Consider the following 16,939-nt stretch of genomic DNA (forward strand, 5'->3'; position numbering starts at 1 on the left):
GGTAGGGTCCCGATCCGAGGATGTGCTTCAAATCTGAAGCAGATCCTTGGATCGATCAGCGATGGACCCGACCCCGGAGGCCCCGCATGCCCGCATTCCCCGCCGCCACCACGCGCTCCCGCGTCCGGGTACCGCTGCGCTTCCACGACGGCTACGGCGTCGACGCCGAACTGGTCACCTTCCACGGCCTGGCCGACGGCCAGGAACACGTGGCCGTCGTCCTCGGCGACCCCGGCCCCGTCCCCCTGGTCCGCCTGCACTCCGAGTGCCTGACCGGCGACGTCTTCGGCTCCGCCCGCTGCGACTGCGGCCCGCAGCTGCGCGAGGCGGTCGAGCGGATCGCGGAGCGCGGCGGCGTTCTGCTCTACCTCCGCCAGGAGGGCCGCGGCATCGGCCTCTACAACAAGCTCGACGCGTACGCCCTCCAGGACCAGGGCCTCGACACCTACGCGGCCAACGCCGCCCTCGGCCTGCCGGAGGACGCCCGCGACTACACGGCGGCGGCCCAGATGCTGAACGCCCTGGGCATCACCGGCCTGGACCTGCTCTCCAACAACCCCGACAAGGCCGACCAGCTGCGCACCCTGGGCGTCGAGGTCCGCGACCGCGTCCCCACCGGCGTCTTCGCCACCCCGGACAACGTCCGCTACCTCCGCGCGAAGGTCCTCCAGACCCAGCACACGCTGCCGCTGGCGGAGCTGCCGGAGGCGGCGACGCTGACGGAACTGAACGTGGGCTGAGTCTGGACTGGGGCTGGGGCCGGCCTCGGTGATGCGGAGCGGGACGGTCAGCGCGCCGCGGAGCCGGGGCTCCCGTCAGCACTCCCGGTAGCACTCCCGGTACCTGTCGGGCGGTTGTCCTGGAGCGCCATGTAGAGGCGGGTGCCCGCCGGCCTGAAGCCGACCCGCTCGTAGACCCGTCGGGACCCCTCACCCGAGTATTCGAGCCACACCGATCGGGCCTCACGGGCGAACAGGTCCTGCGCCAGCGCCGCGGTGACGGAGCCGGCGACGCCTCGGCCGCGGCAGGCGGGGCGAGTGCCGACGCCCGCCAGCTCCGAGGTGCCCACGGCGGGCGCGGAGCAGGTTCCCGCGCCGACGCAGTCGCCGTCGGAGCCCCGTACGAACCGCACCGCTCCCCCGTTCTCCTGGGTACGGCGCAGTCGGGCAGCCCCTTCCTCCGACGCGGCGAACACACCGGCGAACGCCTCGGCCAGGGCGGCGTCGATCGACACGTAGTCCGCGTCCGTGCGCGGGGTCTCGACGAGGAGCCCGGCCGGCGAAGGCGGCGGCGTGAGGGTGGCGGGCGTGCACACCAGGTACTGGTGCACCGCCTCCGAGGTGAACCCCGCCGCCCGCAGGGCCGGTTCCACCTCGGGCGCGGCGTCCGGCGCGAACTCCAGCCGGGGCGTGAGCCCGCGCTCGCGGAACGCCTCGACCAGCGCGGCGACGTCCCGGCGGCCGGGGTGGGCGCCGGGCACCGGAGTCGCGTAGTTGATGTAAGGGCTGGTGGTCGAGGGGTCGAACCCCGCGACGAAGGGGCCGATGTCAGCCGCCTCGGGACGGCGACGAAGGTTGCTGACGGCGAAGCTTTGAACGTCGATGCTCGGGACGTCGATGTGCACGGTGAAATGGCCTCACGTGAGAGTGGTCAAGGGCGTGGCGGTGCGTCAGGCACCGCGACGTCGGGCCGCCGTGAGGAGAGCGGAACGGCACTGAGCAGACAGGTCAGTACCGACGGCGGCCGCTGCGGGACGCCGAGTTCATTGGCTTCAGTCCTTCACCGTGAGGGGAGCATGCACTCCGGGTCAGCTTAGGGCCTGTCCGCGCTCAAGCCGGTTGCGTACGCCTGTCGGCGGCGTGGAGGTTGCGGGAGTCCTGGGATCTTCTTGGGGAGACCGGCCGGTAACGGATGAATGCCTCCCCAGCCGTGATGTTGCTCCGCTTTCCTTCTGCATGGTGCTGCTGTGGCCCATGGGGCCCGCGTGCACTCACCCCCCATGCGAAAGGAACCCCATCCATGGCCGACGAGAGGGTGCTGCGCGCCCAGAGATTCATCAACGGCACGTACGGCGGTGTGCCGGGCATCACCGAGGTCGAGGAGACCGGGGTGGTGGACTGGCCGACGCTGTACGCGCTGACCCGCGCCCTGCAGTACGAACTGGGCATCACCGCCCTCTCGGACAACTTCGGGCCCACCACGCTGGCCACGCTCACCGCCAAGTGGCCCTCCATCGACGCGAGTTCGACCGCTCCCGCGAACGTCATACGCATCCTCCAGTCCGCCCTGTACTGCAAGGGCTACGACGGCGGTGACGATCTCGACGGCACCTATGACGTCCGGGTCGCGGCCGCCGTACGGCAGTTGAAGGCGGACGCGGGCCTCGACGGGCCGTATCCCGGGGACGCCGTGGTGCCCAAGCTGTTCAAGGCGCTGCTGAACAGGGACGCGTACACCTGCCAGAAGGGGGGCGGCGACACCGTCCGTGCGGCGCAGCGTTGGATGAACGCCACCTACGTCGGCCGGGCCAACTTCTTCGTCATCGCCTGCGACGGGCGCTACTCCCGGGACGTGCAGCGGGCGCTGATGTTCGCCGTGCAGTACGAGCTCGGCATGACCGACGACGTGGCCAACGGCGTGTTCGGACCCGGTACCCAGAACGGGCTGAAGTCCATCGCCCTCTCCGCCGGGTCGACGGGCGCCTGGGTACGGCTGTTCTCGGCCGCGATGGCGTTCAACCAGCGGGACGGCGTCACCTTCACGGACACGTTCGGCGCCGGGCTCGCCGTTCGGGTGGCCGCCTTCCAGGAGTTCGTGAAGCTGCCGATCACGGGGAAGGGCGACTTCGCCACCTGGGCGTCCCTGCTGGTGTCCACCGGCGACACGTCGCGCAGGGGCACCGCCGCGGACTGTTCCACCGAGGTCACGGACGCCCGGGCCAAGGCGTTGGCCGCCGCCGGGTACCGGGTGGTCGGGCGGTACCTGTCGAACGTCCCCGGCACCACCCTCGACAAGATGATCAAGCCGGGCGAGCTCCGGGTCATGGCCGCGAACGGGCTGCGCTGCTTCCCGATCTACCAGACCAACGGTGCCGCCGCGAGCTACTTCACCGCCGCACAGGGCACCTCGGACGCGGCCGACGCCCTGTACTGGGCCCGCTACCACGGCTTCCGGCCCGGCACACGCATCTACTTCGCCGTCGACTACGACGCCGTGGACGCCGAGGTCACCACGGGCATCCTCCCCTACTTCCGGGCGCTCAAGGCGGCGGTCGACGCCGACGGCGCGGGCTATCTGACCGGCATCTACGGAGCGCGCGCCGTGTGCGCCCGGGTCGGCGCCGAGGGCCTGACCTCCGCGAGCTTCGTCTCCGACATGTCCACCGCCTACACCGGCAACGTCGCCTCCCCGCTCCCCGAGGACTGGGCGTTCGACCAGATCGCCACGCTCGACGTGGGCAGCGGCGAGGGCGCGGTCCAGATCGACAACAACATCGCGTCGGGCCGCGACCTCGGCCAGATCACGTACGCGCCGCCGGCCGTCGCGACCGACCTCGACATCCGCTTCGACACGTCCCGGCGAGCGGTGGCCCTGGCCGACGTACGGAACTACCTGCGCGCGTGGGGGCTGCCGGAACAGGGGGCCGGGGACCCGACACCCACGTCCACGCCGGTGACATCGGCAGCCGACAGCACGACGGCCGCCTTCGACGCCCTCATCACCTACGACGCCGTCCTGACCGACCTGGCCCGCACCCTGCGACTGCGCAAGGCACTCATCGCGGCGAGCCTGCTGTGGTCGGTGCGCACGGGCTCGCCGATCTCGCCGCAGACCACCATCGCCGCCCGCAACCACTGCGTCCGACAGCGCATCCTCCGCGGCCCCCTCCTCGACACGTCCGACTCCGCCGACGTGCGCGCGGTCCGCCAGAAGCTGCGCGACGACGACAAGTTCCGCATCAACAGCACCGCGTACGCCCTCATCGCGGCCGCCCACGACCTGGGCCTGCCACGCCCCGGCCTCGCGGACACGGCGGAGAGCACCCGCCGGCTTCTGGGCGACTTCCTCGGCACGGGCGGCCTGGACGGGTCGGTCCAGCTGGGCCTGTACCAGGTCCTGGAGAAGTACTACGCGCCCGTGCGCACGGGCCGCCGGTAGCAGACGCGAGAGAAGAGAGCAGAGCACACTCATGGCAGCAACGCGACGACACTTCCTGCGCTCGGCGGTCACCACGGCGGTCGCGACCGGAGCGATCGCCGGTACGACGACGACCACGGCGACCACTGCGTCCGCAGCCGACAGAGGGACCCCGGCGGACGCGTCCCCCACGTCCGCCAACGGCTGGCCGATCGCCACGACACCCCCCGACGCCGACGGCACCGTCTGGACCTGCCCGGTACCGGGCACGGGCTTCGGCGTCGAGGTGGCGATCGGCGACGTGGAGACGATCCTCGTGCACGTGGTCCGCCGCTTCCACTACGAGGTCGAGACACTGCGCGCCGACGACGTGAGCGGCTACCGGCCCCCGGCGAGGACCAAGGGCTACGAGACGAACCACGCGTCGGGCACAGCGGTCGACATCCGCCCGGACTCCTACCCGGCGGGCACGCGAGGCGGCTTCTTCGCCCCCCAACTGGCCGTGATCCGCGACATCCTCACCGACTGCGAGGGCGCCGTGAAGTGGGGCGGCGACTTCCCGAACCCCGACGAGAGCCACTTCCAGATCGACGTCCCGCCCACCTCCCCGAAGGTGAAACGCGTCGCCGACAAGATCCGCGCCTGGAACGCCACACCTGGCAAGGGCGCGGGCGTCACGCAGGACCCGCGGAACGGCTCGTGAAGGCCTCTTCGACGCCATCGGCGTCCTCGTCGTCCTCGTCGTCCTCCGCGTCCGGTTCAGGCAGGCGCATGCCCCGGGACTCGGCAACGCGCAGGGCGTCGGTCAGGCACTCGGCGAGCCGGAGTCCGGCGTAGCGGACCTCGGTGTACGGCGACGAGGGGTCGTCCAGCAACGGGCGGACGAGGCCGAGCACGTCGGCGGCCGTGGCGAGCTGCATGTCCTCCAGGTCGTCGGCGAGGCGGGACAGGTACCCGCCGCTGCTGTCCGTAACGAGGTAGCAGGGTTTGCCGTCGGGGGACGGCCAGGGGAGGAGGCGGGGGGACGAGGACATCAGGCGGCCACCTCCTGGGCGCCGACCATGAGGTAGGGGCGCACGAGGGCGGAGTCGGTGCCGTCGAGGGGGGTGGCGAGGCCGTACGGGGAGCGGTGCGGGGGCAGGGGGGTGGAGTAGTGGCGTACGGCGGTGAAGTGCAGGCAGACATGGGGGCGGAGGTGGCGGTGGGTGCGGCGCCGTTTGCCCGTGCCCGGGCCGAGGAGAAGGCGCATCCATTCGAGGGTGCGGCGGATAAGGTCATGCATGTCGACGCTCCTAAAGCAGCGTTGGCCGTGCCCCGGGAGGTCTAGCCACCTCGCCGGGGTCTTGTCATTTCGACCATACCGGTAACTGCGTCCCCCTGCACCCCTCTGCGTCCTACCGCGTTGGGACGCGTTCCACCCCTGCACTGTGCGTTGGGCTGCGGCACCGTGGAGAGATGAGTGAGCTTCCGCGCTACGAGTACGTGAAACTCGCCGACGCCATCGCGGCAGAGATCGGGTCCGGCAAACTGCCGCAAGGGGCCGCGCTGCCGGGTGAGCGGGCCATGACGGAGCTGTATCGCGTGAGCATCGGCACCGTGCGTCGCGCCGTCGTCGAACTCCGCAAACGAGGACTCGTCGCAACGCTGCCCGCGAAAGGGACGTACGTCATCGGCATGCCGGAGCCATCCGGCGACGCACCCGAACAGGGCGAACCTCGCGCCTGAAGTTACGCCTGCTCAGCCACCGCGACCCGCTCACCGGCCGCCACCAACAGGCCCAACACCTCGCCGAGTTGCCGGTGAACCTCCGCGTCGTCGATGAGGCCGCCCTCGCCGACCGTCCCCCGGTCCACCGGGAGCTTCACGCAGGCCGACTCCACGACGTCAGCGCCGGTGTAGCCCAGGACCGCCCGGAGCGTGGCCTCCGCTCCCTGGCCGCGGCCCGGTGCCGCCGCGTTGACCCAGGCCACCGGCTTGTCGCAGATCTCGGTGCCGCCGACCGTCCAGTCCAGCAGGTTCTTGAACGAACCCGGCAGGGTCCCCGCGTACTCCGGGGTGCAGATCAGGATGCCCGCCGCCCGGTCGAGAGCCGCCCGCAGCCCCGCCACGGGTGCCGGCAACGGGTCGGTGTCGTCATCGGGGTTGAAGTGCGGAAGCTCCGCCAGACCGTCGTACATGACGGCACGCACCTTCGCGGAGGGCGCCACGACCTGCGCGGTGCGCAGCACGGCCTCATTGGTGGAACCGGCGCGCAGGCTCCCCGACAGCAGCAGAATCACCGGCAGAGCGGACATCCGCTCAACCTACTTCCCTGGCACCGCCTTCGGCCAACGTGAGGAAGTCCAGGACGAGCGGGCTTGCGACGGCGCGGAACTCCTCGAAATAGGCGTGCCGTGCTCCGGTGATCATGTGAAGCCGGGCGCCGGGGATGCGGTTCGCGAGCAGAGGGGCGTTGGCGGCGGGGTTGAGCAGGTCGTCGCTGCCGTGCACGACCAGAGTGGGTGCGCTGATGCCGGGCAGGAGGTGCCACGCGTCGTGCTGGTTGCTGGCCACCAGGTGGCGACGTTGGGCGTAGGCGGGCATGGCCGGGTCGCCGAGTGTCCGGTGGGGGCCGGGGTGGGTCGCCAGCCAGGCCGGGGTGTACATCAGTTCGAGCAAAGCCTGTCGCGCCGCACCGGGTTGAGGTTGTACGAGCGATCTGCGCACTTCGTTGTCGCGTTCGACGGCGTGCGGCCCGCCGGGCGACGTGCAGCCGAGTACCAGGGCGCGCACCCGGTGCGGATGGCGGGCCGCGAGCTGCTGAGCCACGCGTCCCCCCATGGACGTGCCGTAGACGTCGGCCCGGTCGACGCCGAGTTCGTCCAGCACCGCGATCACGTCCTGCGCGAAGACCTCGGTGCTGTAGGGCCTGTCGGGCTTGTCGCTCTCCCCCGTACCGCGGTAGTCGAGCGTGAGGGTGCTGCGGTGGGCGTGGAAGTCGTCACGTACCCCGTCCCACCAGTGGTGGTTGTTCGCCTGGCCCGCCAGCAGAACGAGCGGCGCACCCTCGCCTTGGACCTGGTAGGCGATACGGACCCCGTCAGGCGTTGTCGTGTGCTGCATCGGCCCTTCTTCACTCCTGCCAGGCGGAAGCGTCCGTCACCCAGATGCCGCAAGGACTGTATGACCTGAGCGTCGCCCTCGGCGACCGAACCAGCCCCTCACGCGGCATCTAAGCTGGTGGGGAGGGTTACGAATCCGCCCATAAGGTTGAAAATCCTGTGGTGCGAAGAGACCGGCGGGCGCCCGAGGTGCCCCATGCGACTGGAGCGGGGCAGGTCGAGGGCCTGCCGTTCCACGAGTCCGCGCTGGCCGCGGCTCGTGCCGTGGCTCAGGGTGCGGCCCTGGTGGCTGCCACGCTCGGCTTCTTGGCTCTGCTCGGCTGGATCACCGGCAGTAACGTCCTGAAGGCGGTGCTGCCCGAAGCCGCCGACTCCATGAAGCCGAACACCGCCGTGGCTCTGTCGGCGCTGGGCCTCTCCTTGATCGCGGTGATCCGAAGGCCCGCCGACCGCAGGACGATGGCCGCGGCCCGTGCAGGCGCGGTCCTGGCCGCCGTGATCAGCGGGCTCACCCTCATGGAGTACCTGACCGGGGCGAACCTCGGCATCGACGAACTCCTTTTCGAGGAAACCGCGCGGGTGGCGACGGCGGCACCCGGACGCATGGCGCCGAACACGGCCGCGGCACTGGTGCTCGCGAGCGCGGCGGCTCTGTGCGCGAGCATGCCCCGGCTGCCCGCCTGGACGAGCCAGGTCCCGGCGCTGGCCGTCGCCGCCCTGGGCATGGTGCGCCTCTACGGGTTCCTCTACGACGTGCCTCAGCTGGAGCGGTTCGGCGGCTACGCGGGCATGGCCCTGCACACCGCCCTCGCTCTGGTGCTGCTGGGCATCGCGGCCTTCCTGGCCCGGCCCGGCGAAGGCCCCGCCGGACTGCTGACCAACACGGGCACCACGGGCGCCCTGGGCCGCCGGCTGATCGTCACCACCCTGGTCGCGCCGCTGGTGCTGGGCGCGCTCGTCCAGGCCGGCGAGGACGCCGAGCTGTACGGAGCACGCCTGGGGACCGCGCTGCTGGTCTGCGGCCACGTGATCGTGTTCACCGTGGTCATCTTCGCCGCCCTGGTCGTGGGCCGCCGTACCGAGGTGGCGCACGCCCGAGCCGAGTGGCAGGTGAGACAGAACGAACTGCTGCAGTCGTTCATGGACCACACGCCCGCGGTGGTGTTCATCAAGGACCTGAAGGGTCGCTACCTCGCCGTCAACACGAAGTTCGAGGAAAGCACGGGTCTGCCCCGCGGGCGGGTCCTCGGCCGTCGGGACCGGGACGTTCTGCCGTCGGACTTCGCACGTCAGGCGCGGGCCGCCGACCTGGACATGCTGAGGCGGCGAGCTCCGGTGCAGCGGCAGGAACGGTTCGTGCTGCCGGGAGGCACACGGGACTTCCTCACCAGTCTGTTCCCGCTCAAGGATCCGAACGGGAAGCCGTACGCCGTGTGTGGCGTCGTCACCGACATCACCGAACGAGTCGCCGCCGAGCGCGAGGTCAAGCGGATTAACCGGCGCTTTCTCGCTCTGCTGGAGTCCGCCCCCGACGCCACCCTGATCACGGACGGCCACGGGACCATCATCCTGGCCAACGCCCAGGTGGAGCCCGTGTTCGGTCACGTACCGGCCGACCTCGTCGGGACAAAAGTCGACGACCTGGTACCCGGCCCCCGGCGTCCCCGGCACAGCGCGCTCCTCCGCCGCTACCTGGGGTTGCGCGACCCGCAGCCGATGGTCCTGGACCGGGACCTGTACGCCATGCACACCGACGGCAGAGTCTTCCCCGTCGAGGTGAGCGTCAGCGCCTTCCAGGCCGAACGGGACACGCTGGTGTTCCTGACCGTGCGGGACATCACCGAACGCAGACAGGCCGAGGCCGAACGCGCCGAGCGTTACGAGCAGCAACGGCACATCGCCTACACCCTGCAGCACAGCCTGATGGGGGAACCGCCCCACCTGCCGTATCTGCCGAGGGCCCACCGGTACCTGGCGTCCGTCCAGAATCCCGGGGTGGGCGGTGACTGGTTCGACGTCATTCCGCTGGACAAGACACGCACCGGCGTCGTCATCGGCGACGTGATGGGCCGGGGCCTGGAAGCGGCGGCCGTCATGGGCCAGCTGCGTGCCGCGTCCCACGCGCTGGCCCGGACGGGTGTTTCGCCCTGCGGGCTCATGACCGGGCTGGACGCGTTCGTCAGCGACCTGGCGGACCAGCTCGTCACCTGCCTCTACCTGGTGATCGACCAGGACGCGCACGAGGTCACGCTGTGCTCGGCCGGACACCTGCCCGTCATCGCGCTGTCTCCCGCGGGCCCCGCCCGCCTGCTGCCGACGCCGGTCAACGTGCCCCTGGGGGTCAACGACGCGTCCGGTGGGGTGCCGTACCGCGCGACGACTCAGCCGCTGCCGCCGGGCAGTACTCTCGCGCTCTACACCGATGGACTGGTCGAGAGGCCCGGGACCGACATCGACGCCCAGATCGACGTCCTCGCGCACACCCTCGGCGACGTGCTGAAGTGCGCTGTCGCCGACCCGGAAGTCCTCGATCGGGCCGCAGCCCGGATGGTCGAGACCCTCATCCCGGACCCGGCAGCGCATGACGACGACGTGACCCTGCTCCTCATCGGTCTGCCGGAGCCGGACCTGACGGAGACGGACCGGACTCAGACGCCTACGCCGAGGTGACGGTCCTCGCGACGGGCGGCCTCACATCCGGCAGTGTCTGCTCCGTCCAGATCGTCTTGCCCTTCCCCGTGTAGCGCGTGCCCCAGCGCTGCGCGACCTGTGCCACCAGGAACAGCCCCCGGCCGCCCTCGTCCGTGTACCGTGCGCGTCGCATGCGCGGGGATGTGTTGCTCGCGTCGGACACCTCACAGGTGAGCGTCCGCTCAAGGATCAGCCGGAGGCCGATGGGGCCGCGAGCGTGTTTCAGCGCGTTGGTGATCAGCTCACTGACGATCAGTTCCGTCGTGAACGCGACGTCGTCGAGACCCCACTCGGACAGTTGGCCCATGGCCTTGCGTCTGGCTTCCGGCACGGCTGACGGGGTGGGCGGGATGTCCCACGAGGCCACTCGGTCGCGGCTCAGGGCGCGCGTCCGCACCACGAGGAAGGCCACGTCGTCGTCAGGGCTGTCGGGCAGCAGTGTGCGGACCATGGTGTCGCAGATCTCCTCGAGCGGCCGGTCGGGATGGGCCAGCGTGAAGCACAGCCGCTCCAGGCCGGTGTCCACGTCATGGTCGTGCGCTTCGATCAGACCGTCGGTGAAGAAGGCGATGACGCTCCCCTCCTCCAGTTCGATCTCGGCCGACTCGAACGGCAGGCCACCGAGTCCGAGCGGAGGGCCGGCGGGAACGTCGAGAAATCCAACGGGCTCTCGCATGTGTGCGATCCCCGGACTGGGGTGTCCTGCTCGCGCCACGCACAGCCTGCGGAGGATCGGGTCGTAGACCGCGTACACACACGTCGCGCCCACGACCACCGGCCTCTCCGCGCTCGCCTCGGCCTCCTCCGCCAGGCGCAGAACAAGGTCGTCGACGTGCGCCAGCAGCTCTTCAGGGGGCAGGTCCATGTCGGCGAGCGTCTGCACGGCTGCGCGCAGCCTCCCCATGCTGGCCGCCGCGTGGATGCCGTGCCCCACGACGTCTCCCACCACCAGTGCGACCCGGGCGCCGGACAGGGGGATGACGTCGAACCAGTCTCCGCCCACGCCGGCCTCGGCGTCCGCGGGCAGATACCGATAGGCGACCTCGACGGCCGTGTGGTGGGGCAGTGCGGGCGGGAGCAGGCTGGTCTGGAGCGCCAGCGCCGCACTGTGCTCGCGGGCGAAGCGCCTGGCGTTGTCGACGCACACGGCCGCCCGCGCGGACAGTTCCTCGACGAGGAGGAGATCATCCTCGTCGAACGGGTCCGTGTTCTCCCAGCGCAGAAGGGTCACCACGCCCGCGGTGACTCCCCGCGCGCGCAGCGGCACCGCCACGTGGGAGTGCACGCCGATACGGGCGAAAGGGGTGCGCCGGAGCGGATCCTCACTGAGCCAGCGCGTCGACGGTGTCACGGCCGCCGTACGGACGGACCGGCCGGAGGCCAGGCAGCGGCTCTGCGGCGACTGCGCCGGATACCGAGTCGGTGCGCCGATCGCCGCGACCACCTCCGGATGGTCCGCACGGATCGAGAGGTGGGCGGCCCGGTACAGGCCGGCCTGGCCGCTCTGGGGCCGGAGCGCCAGCTCTTCCGCGCCCCGGACGCCGTCGAGGAGGTCCACCGCCGCGAAGTCGGCGACCCTGGGCACCAGGATCTCCGCCAGTTCCGCGACGGTGCGCTCGAGATCCAGGGTCGTTCCGATGTGTTCGCTGGCCTCGTTCACCAGCAGCAGCCGCTGGCGTGCCCGATCCTGGTCGTCGAAGTCGACGGCGGTATGGCACACCCCCAGGGTGACACCGGACCGGTCGCGCAGGGGGACGGACGAGCGCAGCCTGAGGCGTGCGGGGCTCTGCCGGCTGAATCCGGGCGAGAGCGTCACGTGTTCGAACGACGACAGGGCCTCGCCGGCCGTCAGCGCCTGCCTGGCCTGCCGCTCCACCGTCGGCATCACCTCGCCGGAACGGACCGGCGGTTGCGGGACGGGCCTGCCTTCCGGCCGGAGACCTTCCATGCCGGCCAGGAGGTCGTTGACCCACTGGCAGCGCAGCTCGGTGTCCAGCACGGCCACCCCGATCGGTGACTGGTTCATCAGACCGTGCACCGCTGCCCGGCTCAGCTCCCACCGCCTCAGGCCGGGGGCAGCGCAGGCAGCGACGAGCCGTCCGTCGTGCCCACCGCTCGTCGGCAGGGCGCGGACCCGCAGCGCGAGTTCCACCCGGTGGCCGGCACGATGACGTGTGGAGACCCGGCCGTCCCAGCGGCCGCCCGCAAGTCGTCCGCGACTCAGGGCAGCCGCCCCCGCGCCACTGTCCAGCAGGAAGGTCGCCGGTTTCCCCAGTACCTCGGCTGCCGGGTAGCCGAGCAGCTTCTCCGCTGCCGCGCTCCAGTACTCGACACGCCCGTCCGCGTCCACCAGCATCAGCGCAACGCTCAAGACGTCGAACGGATCGGCCATGTCGTCGCTGTGAGGCACGCCCAAAACGCCCATGCTCCGGTCCCATCCACAGACGGGCCCCTGCCACCAGGCTCTCACACCCCGGGGCGCGTACGCCGTTCGGAACAGACGCGAGGAGCACAGGACACCGCCCGAGCCGACCGAAGCCGACCCGGGCGCTTCGATGTCCGGAACCACCAGGTCAGAGCACGTTCGCCAGGGTGCCTCCCAAGCGGACCGGCGAGCAGCTGGGCGGCGCGGGGCCGTGACCGGGCCTCTGCCCAGGTCACGGCCCCGCTGGTGGGGAGGTCGGTCATCGGCGGATCAGCAGCAGCCGCCCGCGGCGACCGGTTCCCTCGCGCCGGTGTCGGACTCGGCCGCGCCGGTGCAGCAGGTGCTGCCCTGCTGCTTGGCGAGGGAGTCGGCGTCGGCCTTGACGACGTACACCTCCCAGGGTTCCTGGCCTGGGCCTTGGACCCAGACCTTGTCCTGGAGGGCGTAGCAACAGGTGGTGTCGTTCTCCACGTCGGTGGCCAGGCCGGCCTCGCCCAGGCGGGCGGTGGCGGCGTGGACCGCTTCGGTCGTCTCGACCTCCACCCCGAGGTGGTCCATGCGCGTTGCCTCGTCCGCGCTGCCCTCGATGAGGACGAGCTTGAGCGGAGGCTCGGCGATGGCGAAGTTGGCGTAGCCGTCGCGGAGTTTGGCGGGCTCGGTGCCGAAGAGCTTGCTGTAGAAGGCGACGGACGCGTCGAGGTCGGGGACGCGGAGGGCGAGCTGTACGCGGGACGTCATGGCGAACCTCCTTGATGGGTGGGGTGTTCAGCAGCCGCCGGAGGTGGCGGCCGGGGCTCCGATGCCGATCTGGAGGGTGCTCGGGGCGGCGCAGCATCCGCCGCCGGACTGTTCGGCGCTCTCCGGCTCGGTGCTCTCCGGCTCGTCGAAGAGGCCCGCGCCGCCGCACACCCCGGTCTCCGGGAGGGTGAGTTCGACGCGCTCGGCGGCCTCCTGGTCGCCCGCGATCGCGGCGGCGACGGAGCGGACCTGCTCGTAGCCGGTCATGGCGAGGAACGTGGGGGCGCGGCCGTAGGACTTCATGCCGACCAGGTAGACGCCCTGCTCCGGGTGGGAGAGCTCGTTCACACCGTGCGGGTAGACCGTGCCGCAGGAGTGCACGTTCGGGTCGATGAGCGGAGCCAAGGCGGTCGGGGCCTGGAGGCGCTCGTCGAGGCCGAGGCGGAGTTCGGACAGGAAGGACAGGTCCGGGCGGAAGCCGGTGAGGACGATGACCTCGTCGACCGGGTCGAGGCGGCGGCCGTCCTCGGCGACAAGGACGCACCGGTCGGCGCCGTCGCGTTCCACAGCCTGTGTACGAAATCCCGTAGCGGCGCCGGCGTAACCGGCCTCGACGGCGGCCTTGGCGCGCAGGCCCAGGGCACCGCGCGCCGGGAGCTGGTCGGCCTCGCCGCCCCCGTAGGTGTCCGCACCGATGCCGCGCCGCAGGATCCACACCGCGTGCGTGCCGTCCTCCTCCTTCGCCAGGTCGGCGAGGAGTGCGAGGGCGGTGAAGGCGGAGGCGCCGGAGCCGACGACGGCGGTGCGCTTACCCGCGTAACGGGTGCGTAGGGCTGGGTCGCCCAGGTCGGGGACGCGGTAGGTGATGTGGTCGGCGGCGGTCTTCTCGCCGAGGGCGGGCAGGCCGTCGGCGCCCATCGGGCTCGGGACGGACCAGGTGCCGGAGGCGTCGATGACGGCGCGGGCGGTGAGCCGCTCCTCGTGGCCATCGGTGGACCGGACGTGCACGGTGAAGGGCTGCTCGTCGCGGCCGGAGTCGACGATCCGGTCCCGGCCGGCGCGGGCGACGCCGGTCACCGTGGCGCCGTAGCGGACCTTGTCGCCGAGGACATCGGCGAGCGGCTGGAGGTAGCGCTCGGCCCAGTCGCCGCCGGTCGGGTAGGCGGAGGAGTCGGGGCGGACCCAGCCGGTCGGCGCGAGGAGCTTCTCGGCGGCCGGGTCGACGACCTCGCCCCAGGTCGAGAACAGCCGGATGTGGGACCACTCGCGTACGGTGCTGCCCGCGACCGGGCCGGCCTCCAGGATCAGGGGTTCCAGCCCGCGCTCGACGAGACGGGCGGCGGCAGCCAGGCCGATGGGGCCCGCACCGATGACCACGACGGGCAGCTGGTCGGTGGTGAGCACGCTGTGGATGGACGCGGCCACTGGGTCCCCTTGATTCGATGGTCATCGATCCCTTGCACTGCCAGCATGGCACCTGCATCGACAAGCGTCAACATAGACATTCATCGAATTCACGAGCTGGCCGACCCTGGCCGCCTGTTTCGACGTATGTCAACATAGACGCATGTCGAACACGAAGGCGCTGCCGCTGCTGGAACCCGAGGTCGCCGAGGGTGCCGTCGTGCCGTGCTGCCCACCGCTCACCGAGCGGCCGTTGACGGCCGAGGAGGCCGAGCGGACCGCTGCGATGTTCAAGGCGCTGGGCGACCCGGTGCGGCTGCGGCTGTTCTCGCTGGTCGCCTCGCATGCGGGCGGCGAGGCGTGCGTGTGCGACATCTCCGACGTCGGCGTCTCCCAGCCGACCGTCTCCCACCACCTGAAGAAGCTCAAGGAGGCCGGCCTGCTCACCTCCGAGCGGCGAGGTACCTGGGTCTACTACCGGGTGGAGCCGTCGGTGGTGGCCGCGATGGGGAAGATGCTCGGCACCTTCGGCTGAGCCGGCCGAACGAGGCCGAGCGGGAAGCCGATCTCGCCCTGGCCATGCACTACCCCACCCGCTGGGACCCGTTCTTCCGGGACGTCATGACCATCGCGGACCTGTACCGGTATCCGACCCGGCACTTCGGCTTCCACCGCCGACAGCTCACGCTGCCGGAGGGCCGCTGACCTGCCGGTCAGAGGGAACCCGGCGTTCAGACCATCCCCTTGTCACCGTCGGGTGGTGAGTGCGAAGCCGACCAGGGAAGAGGATTGAGAAGAAATCTTTGCATAGATATCTTCTCGTCATGCCTGAATTGCGACAGCGCATGCTGTCTGACATCGACGCACTCAAGGCCCTCGCTCACCCGCTGCGCCAACAACTGGTGACCCGGCTTCAGCGCCATGGTCCGGCTACGTCCGCCGACCTGGCCGCCGAGTTCGGTGAGGACCGTGGCGCGACCAGCTACCACCTGCGACAACTGGCCCGGTTCGGGTTCATCGAAGAGGACACGGACCGTTCATCCGGGCGTCGCAAGTACTGGCGAGCCATCCCACAGGACGTGCGGCTGCCACGCCGCCCGACGGAACCCGAAGTTGCTGTCGCCGCCGAGGAGATCGGCCGGCTATGGATGGAGCGTGCTGACCGTGACCTGACCTCCTACCTGTCCAGCAGAGAGGCGTTCGGCGAGTTTGCTGCCAGCGCCATGCACTCCTTCGGCAGCACCACGCTCACCGCTGAGGAACTGGCCGAGTTCGGTGAGGAGTACATCGCCTTCCTCAAACGCTGGCACCGGGAACCCGGTCAGGCGCCCCCCGGCAGCCGGCACATCTCCGTGGTGTTCCATGCCTTCCCCACCCCTGACAGCGCGGACGCGTCGTGACCGCCCCGACCGCCGAAGGAACCGCCGAAGGAACCGCCGAACGGCCCTCGTTATGGCGCAACCGCGAGTTCATCGCTCTGTGGAGCGGTCAGGTCGTCTCGACCCTGGGCGCCCAGATCAGCGGGACGGCGATGCCGTTGCTTGTCCTTGCGACCACCGGATCGCCCTCCGACGCCGGGATCGTCGGAGCCGCCGGCACGCTCCCCTTCCTCATCGCTCACCTGCCGGCCGGAGCGCTGGTGGACCGGTGGAACCGCCGCAAGATCCTGCTGATCAGCGAACTCGTCGCGGGACTGGCACTCTCCACCGTCCCGATTGCCATGTGGTGGGGCGAACTCACGGTCACGCACCTCGCCGTAATCGCCTTCGTGCAGGGACTGTGCTTCGTCTTCTTCGGGCTGGCCGAGCGCTCCGCACTCCCGAAGATCGTCCCCGTCGCGCTCCTGTCCACCGCAGTGGCCCATAACGAGGCCAGGAGCCGCGGTGCGGCTCTGGCCGGTCCTCCCCTGGGCGGCATGCTCTTCGGCATCGACCGCACCATGCCGTTCCTGGCCGACGCGGTCTCCTACGTCGTTGCCTCCATCGGGCTGCTGTTCATCCGAAGCGACCTGCAGAACCAGACGAAGCCTCCAGCGGAACCGCTGTGGCAGGCGACCACCGCAGGTTTGCGCTGGGTCTGGCGCCACCCACTCATCCGCGCAGCGATCTTGCTGATCGCCGTCAGCAACCTGGTCTTCCAGGCCCTCGTATTGATCCTGGTTGTCCTCGCCCAGCGCCACGGCGCCACATCCGCCACCATCGGGATGATGCTCGGCATCTACAGCGGTGGCGGTCTGATCGGCGCACTCGCGGCGAGCAGGCTCCATCGTCACTTCAAGCCCAAGACCGTCATCATCGGCGTCAATTGGATCTGGGCTGCGCTTCTGCCTCTGTTCGCACTCACGTCGGACCCTGTGCTGATAGGTGCCATCGGTGCCGCCGGCGCGTTCATCGGACCGTTGTGATCATCACCTACACAACCGTCCTGGTTCCCAATGAGCTAT

17 protein-coding genes are annotated in these 16,939 nt (G+C 70.5%); 9 read left to right on the forward strand and 8 right to left on the reverse strand.

The window, feature by feature from the left end:
- Nucleotides 1-86 precede the first annotated feature (86 nt).
- The gene (gene ribA / locus ACFYWX_RS42835; RefSeq protein ID WP_389430730.1) at nucleotides 87-740 is read left to right on the forward strand and encodes a GTP cyclohydrolase II; all 654 of its coding nucleotides are present in this window, start codon (nucleotides 87-89) and stop codon (nucleotides 738-740) included.
- 47 nt (nucleotides 741-787) lie between these two features.
- On the opposite strand, the gene ACFYWX_RS42840 is transcribed toward ribA, so the two are convergent.
- On the reverse strand, nucleotides 788-1,624 hold the full coding sequence (locus ACFYWX_RS42840; protein ID WP_389430731.1) for a GNAT family N-acetyltransferase: 837 nt from the start codon (nucleotides 1,622-1,624) through the stop codon (nucleotides 788-790).
- Between the two features lie 395 nt (nucleotides 1,625-2,019).
- On the opposite strand from ACFYWX_RS42840, the gene ACFYWX_RS42845 reads away from it, so the two are divergent.
- A complete protein-coding gene (locus tag ACFYWX_RS42845) occupies nucleotides 2,020-4,158 on the forward strand; it encodes a glycoside hydrolase domain-containing protein (RefSeq protein ID WP_389430732.1) in 2,139 nt (712 codons plus the stop codon).
- 31 nt (nucleotides 4,159-4,189) lie between these two features.
- Entirely contained in the window at nucleotides 4,190-4,840 is a 651-nt protein-coding gene (locus tag ACFYWX_RS42850) for a M15 family metallopeptidase (protein WP_389430733.1), read from the forward strand.
- On the opposite strand, the gene ACFYWX_RS42855 is transcribed toward ACFYWX_RS42850, so the two are convergent.
- Nucleotides 4,812-5,171, reverse strand: a complete 360-nt coding sequence (locus tag ACFYWX_RS42855; protein WP_389430734.1) for a hypothetical protein — start codon at nucleotides 5,169-5,171, stop codon at nucleotides 4,812-4,814. The genes ACFYWX_RS42850 and ACFYWX_RS42855 overlap by 29 nt on opposite strands.
- Nucleotides 5,171-5,419, reverse strand: coding sequence for a hypothetical protein (locus ACFYWX_RS42860; RefSeq protein WP_389430736.1), 249 nt, complete (start codon nucleotides 5,417-5,419; stop codon nucleotides 5,171-5,173). The genes ACFYWX_RS42855 and ACFYWX_RS42860 overlap by 1 nt, the downstream gene beginning before the upstream one ends.
- Nucleotides 5,420-5,592: 173 nt before the next feature.
- Here ACFYWX_RS42860 and ACFYWX_RS42865 point away from each other — a divergent pair, with 173 nt between their 5' ends.
- Nucleotides 5,593-5,862 (forward strand): GntR family transcriptional regulator, encoded by a 270-nt coding sequence (locus ACFYWX_RS42865; RefSeq protein ID WP_389430738.1) that lies wholly within the window; start codon nucleotides 5,593-5,595, stop codon nucleotides 5,860-5,862.
- A 2-nt stretch (nucleotides 5,863-5,864) separates the two neighbouring features.
- On the opposite strand, the gene ACFYWX_RS42870 is transcribed toward ACFYWX_RS42865, so the two are convergent.
- Together ACFYWX_RS42870 and ACFYWX_RS42875 are read right to left on the reverse strand one after the other, a co-directional pair.
- Complete coding sequence (locus ACFYWX_RS42870) at nucleotides 5,865-6,431, reverse strand: NADPH-dependent FMN reductase (protein ID WP_389430739.1); 567 nt, start codon at nucleotides 6,429-6,431, stop codon at nucleotides 5,865-5,867.
- 4 nt (nucleotides 6,432-6,435) lie between these two features.
- On the reverse strand, nucleotides 6,436-7,239 hold the full coding sequence (locus ACFYWX_RS42875; protein ID WP_389430740.1) for an alpha/beta fold hydrolase: 804 nt from the start codon (nucleotides 7,237-7,239) through the stop codon (nucleotides 6,436-6,438).
- A gap of 188 nt (nucleotides 7,240-7,427) precedes the next feature.
- Here ACFYWX_RS42875 and ACFYWX_RS42880 point away from each other — a divergent pair, with 188 nt between their 5' ends.
- Nucleotides 7,428-9,908 carry a SpoIIE family protein phosphatase gene (locus ACFYWX_RS42880; RefSeq protein ID WP_389430741.1) on the forward strand — a complete coding sequence of 827 codons (2,481 nt, stop codon included), beginning with the start codon at nucleotides 7,428-7,430 and terminating at the stop codon, nucleotides 9,906-9,908.
- Here ACFYWX_RS42880 and ACFYWX_RS42885 read toward each other — a convergent pair.
- From ACFYWX_RS42885 to ACFYWX_RS42895, 3 genes are all read right to left on the reverse strand, one after another.
- The gene (locus tag ACFYWX_RS42885) at nucleotides 9,895-12,321 is read right to left on the reverse strand and encodes a SpoIIE family protein phosphatase (protein WP_389430742.1); all 2,427 of its coding nucleotides are present in this window, start codon (nucleotides 12,319-12,321) and stop codon (nucleotides 9,895-9,897) included. The genes ACFYWX_RS42880 and ACFYWX_RS42885 overlap by 14 nt on opposite strands.
- A 303-nt stretch (nucleotides 12,322-12,624) precedes the next feature.
- Nucleotides 12,625-13,092 carry an ArsI/CadI family heavy metal resistance metalloenzyme gene (locus ACFYWX_RS42890; protein WP_389430744.1) on the reverse strand — a complete coding sequence of 156 codons (468 nt, stop codon included), beginning with the start codon at nucleotides 13,090-13,092 and terminating at the stop codon, nucleotides 12,625-12,627.
- Nucleotides 13,093-13,119: 27 nt separating this feature from the next.
- A complete protein-coding gene (locus ACFYWX_RS42895) occupies nucleotides 13,120-14,517 on the reverse strand; it encodes an NAD(P)-binding domain-containing protein (protein ID WP_389430746.1) in 1,398 nt (465 codons plus the stop codon).
- Nucleotides 14,518-14,659: 142 nt separating this feature from the next.
- Here ACFYWX_RS42895 and ACFYWX_RS42900 point away from each other — a divergent pair, with 142 nt between their 5' ends.
- The 4 genes from ACFYWX_RS42900 (at nucleotide 14,660) to ACFYWX_RS42915 (ending at nucleotide 16,900) form a co-directional block, all read left to right on the forward strand.
- Nucleotides 14,660-15,031 carry an ArsR/SmtB family transcription factor gene (locus ACFYWX_RS42900; protein WP_389430747.1) on the forward strand — a complete coding sequence of 124 codons (372 nt, stop codon included), beginning with the start codon at nucleotides 14,660-14,662 and terminating at the stop codon, nucleotides 15,029-15,031.
- A 44-nt stretch (nucleotides 15,032-15,075) separates the two neighbouring features.
- Complete coding sequence (locus ACFYWX_RS42905; RefSeq protein ID WP_389430748.1) at nucleotides 15,076-15,201, forward strand: hypothetical protein; 126 nt, start codon at nucleotides 15,076-15,078, stop codon at nucleotides 15,199-15,201.
- Nucleotides 15,202-15,320: 119 nt separating this feature from the next.
- A complete protein-coding gene (locus ACFYWX_RS42910) occupies nucleotides 15,321-15,896 on the forward strand; it encodes an ArsR/SmtB family transcription factor (RefSeq protein ID WP_389430749.1) in 576 nt (191 codons plus the stop codon).
- Nucleotides 15,893-16,900, forward strand: a complete 1,008-nt coding sequence (locus ACFYWX_RS42915; protein WP_389430751.1) for an MFS transporter — start codon at nucleotides 15,893-15,895, stop codon at nucleotides 16,898-16,900. Before ACFYWX_RS42910 ends, ACFYWX_RS42915 begins: the two co-directional genes overlap by 4 nt.
- The last annotated feature ends 39 nt before the right edge of the window (nucleotides 16,901-16,939 follow it).

This window comes from Streptomyces sp. NPDC002888 (assembly GCF_042888465.1).
Classification (GTDB): Bacteria; Actinomycetota; Actinomycetes; order Streptomycetales; family Streptomycetaceae; genus Streptomyces.

Excerpts from the sequence above, each read along its gene's own strand:
- ACFYWX_RS42890 (WP_389430744.1), bottom strand. The coding sequence starts at position 13,092 with ATGACGTCCCGCGTACAGCTCGCCCTCCGCGTCCCCGACCTCGACGCG.
- ACFYWX_RS42910 (WP_389430749.1), top strand. The coding sequence starts at position 15,321 with ATGCCTGAATTGCGACAGCGCATGCTGTCTGACATCGACGCACTCAAG.
- ACFYWX_RS42855 (WP_389430734.1), bottom strand. The coding sequence starts at position 5,171 with ATGTCCTCGTCCCCCCGCCTCCTCCCCTGGCCGTCCCCCGACGGCAAA.
- ACFYWX_RS42870 (WP_389430739.1), bottom strand. The coding sequence starts at position 6,431 with ATGTCCGCTCTGCCGGTGATTCTGCTGCTGTCGGGGAGCCTGCGCGCC.
- ribA (WP_389430730.1), top strand. The coding sequence starts at position 87 with ATGCCCGCATTCCCCGCCGCCACCACGCGCTCCCGCGTCCGGGTACCG.
- ACFYWX_RS42850 (WP_389430733.1), top strand. The coding sequence starts at position 4,190 with ATGGCAGCAACGCGACGACACTTCCTGCGCTCGGCGGTCACCACGGCG.
- ACFYWX_RS42885 (WP_389430742.1), bottom strand. The coding sequence starts at position 12,321 with ATGGCCGATCCGTTCGACGTCTTGAGCGTTGCGCTGATGCTGGTGGAC.
- ACFYWX_RS42860 (WP_389430736.1), bottom strand. The coding sequence starts at position 5,419 with ATGCATGACCTTATCCGCCGCACCCTCGAATGGATGCGCCTTCTCCTC.
- ACFYWX_RS42905 (WP_389430748.1), top strand. The coding sequence starts at position 15,076 with ATGCACTACCCCACCCGCTGGGACCCGTTCTTCCGGGACGTCATGACC.
- ACFYWX_RS42845 (WP_389430732.1), top strand. The coding sequence starts at position 2,020 with ATGGCCGACGAGAGGGTGCTGCGCGCCCAGAGATTCATCAACGGCACG.
- ACFYWX_RS42900 (WP_389430747.1), top strand. The coding sequence starts at position 14,660 with ATGTCGAACACGAAGGCGCTGCCGCTGCTGGAACCCGAGGTCGCCGAG.
- ACFYWX_RS42875 (WP_389430740.1), bottom strand. The coding sequence starts at position 7,239 with ATGCAGCACACGACAACGCCTGACGGGGTCCGTATCGCCTACCAGGTC.
- ACFYWX_RS42865 (WP_389430738.1), top strand. The coding sequence starts at position 5,593 with ATGAGTGAGCTTCCGCGCTACGAGTACGTGAAACTCGCCGACGCCATC.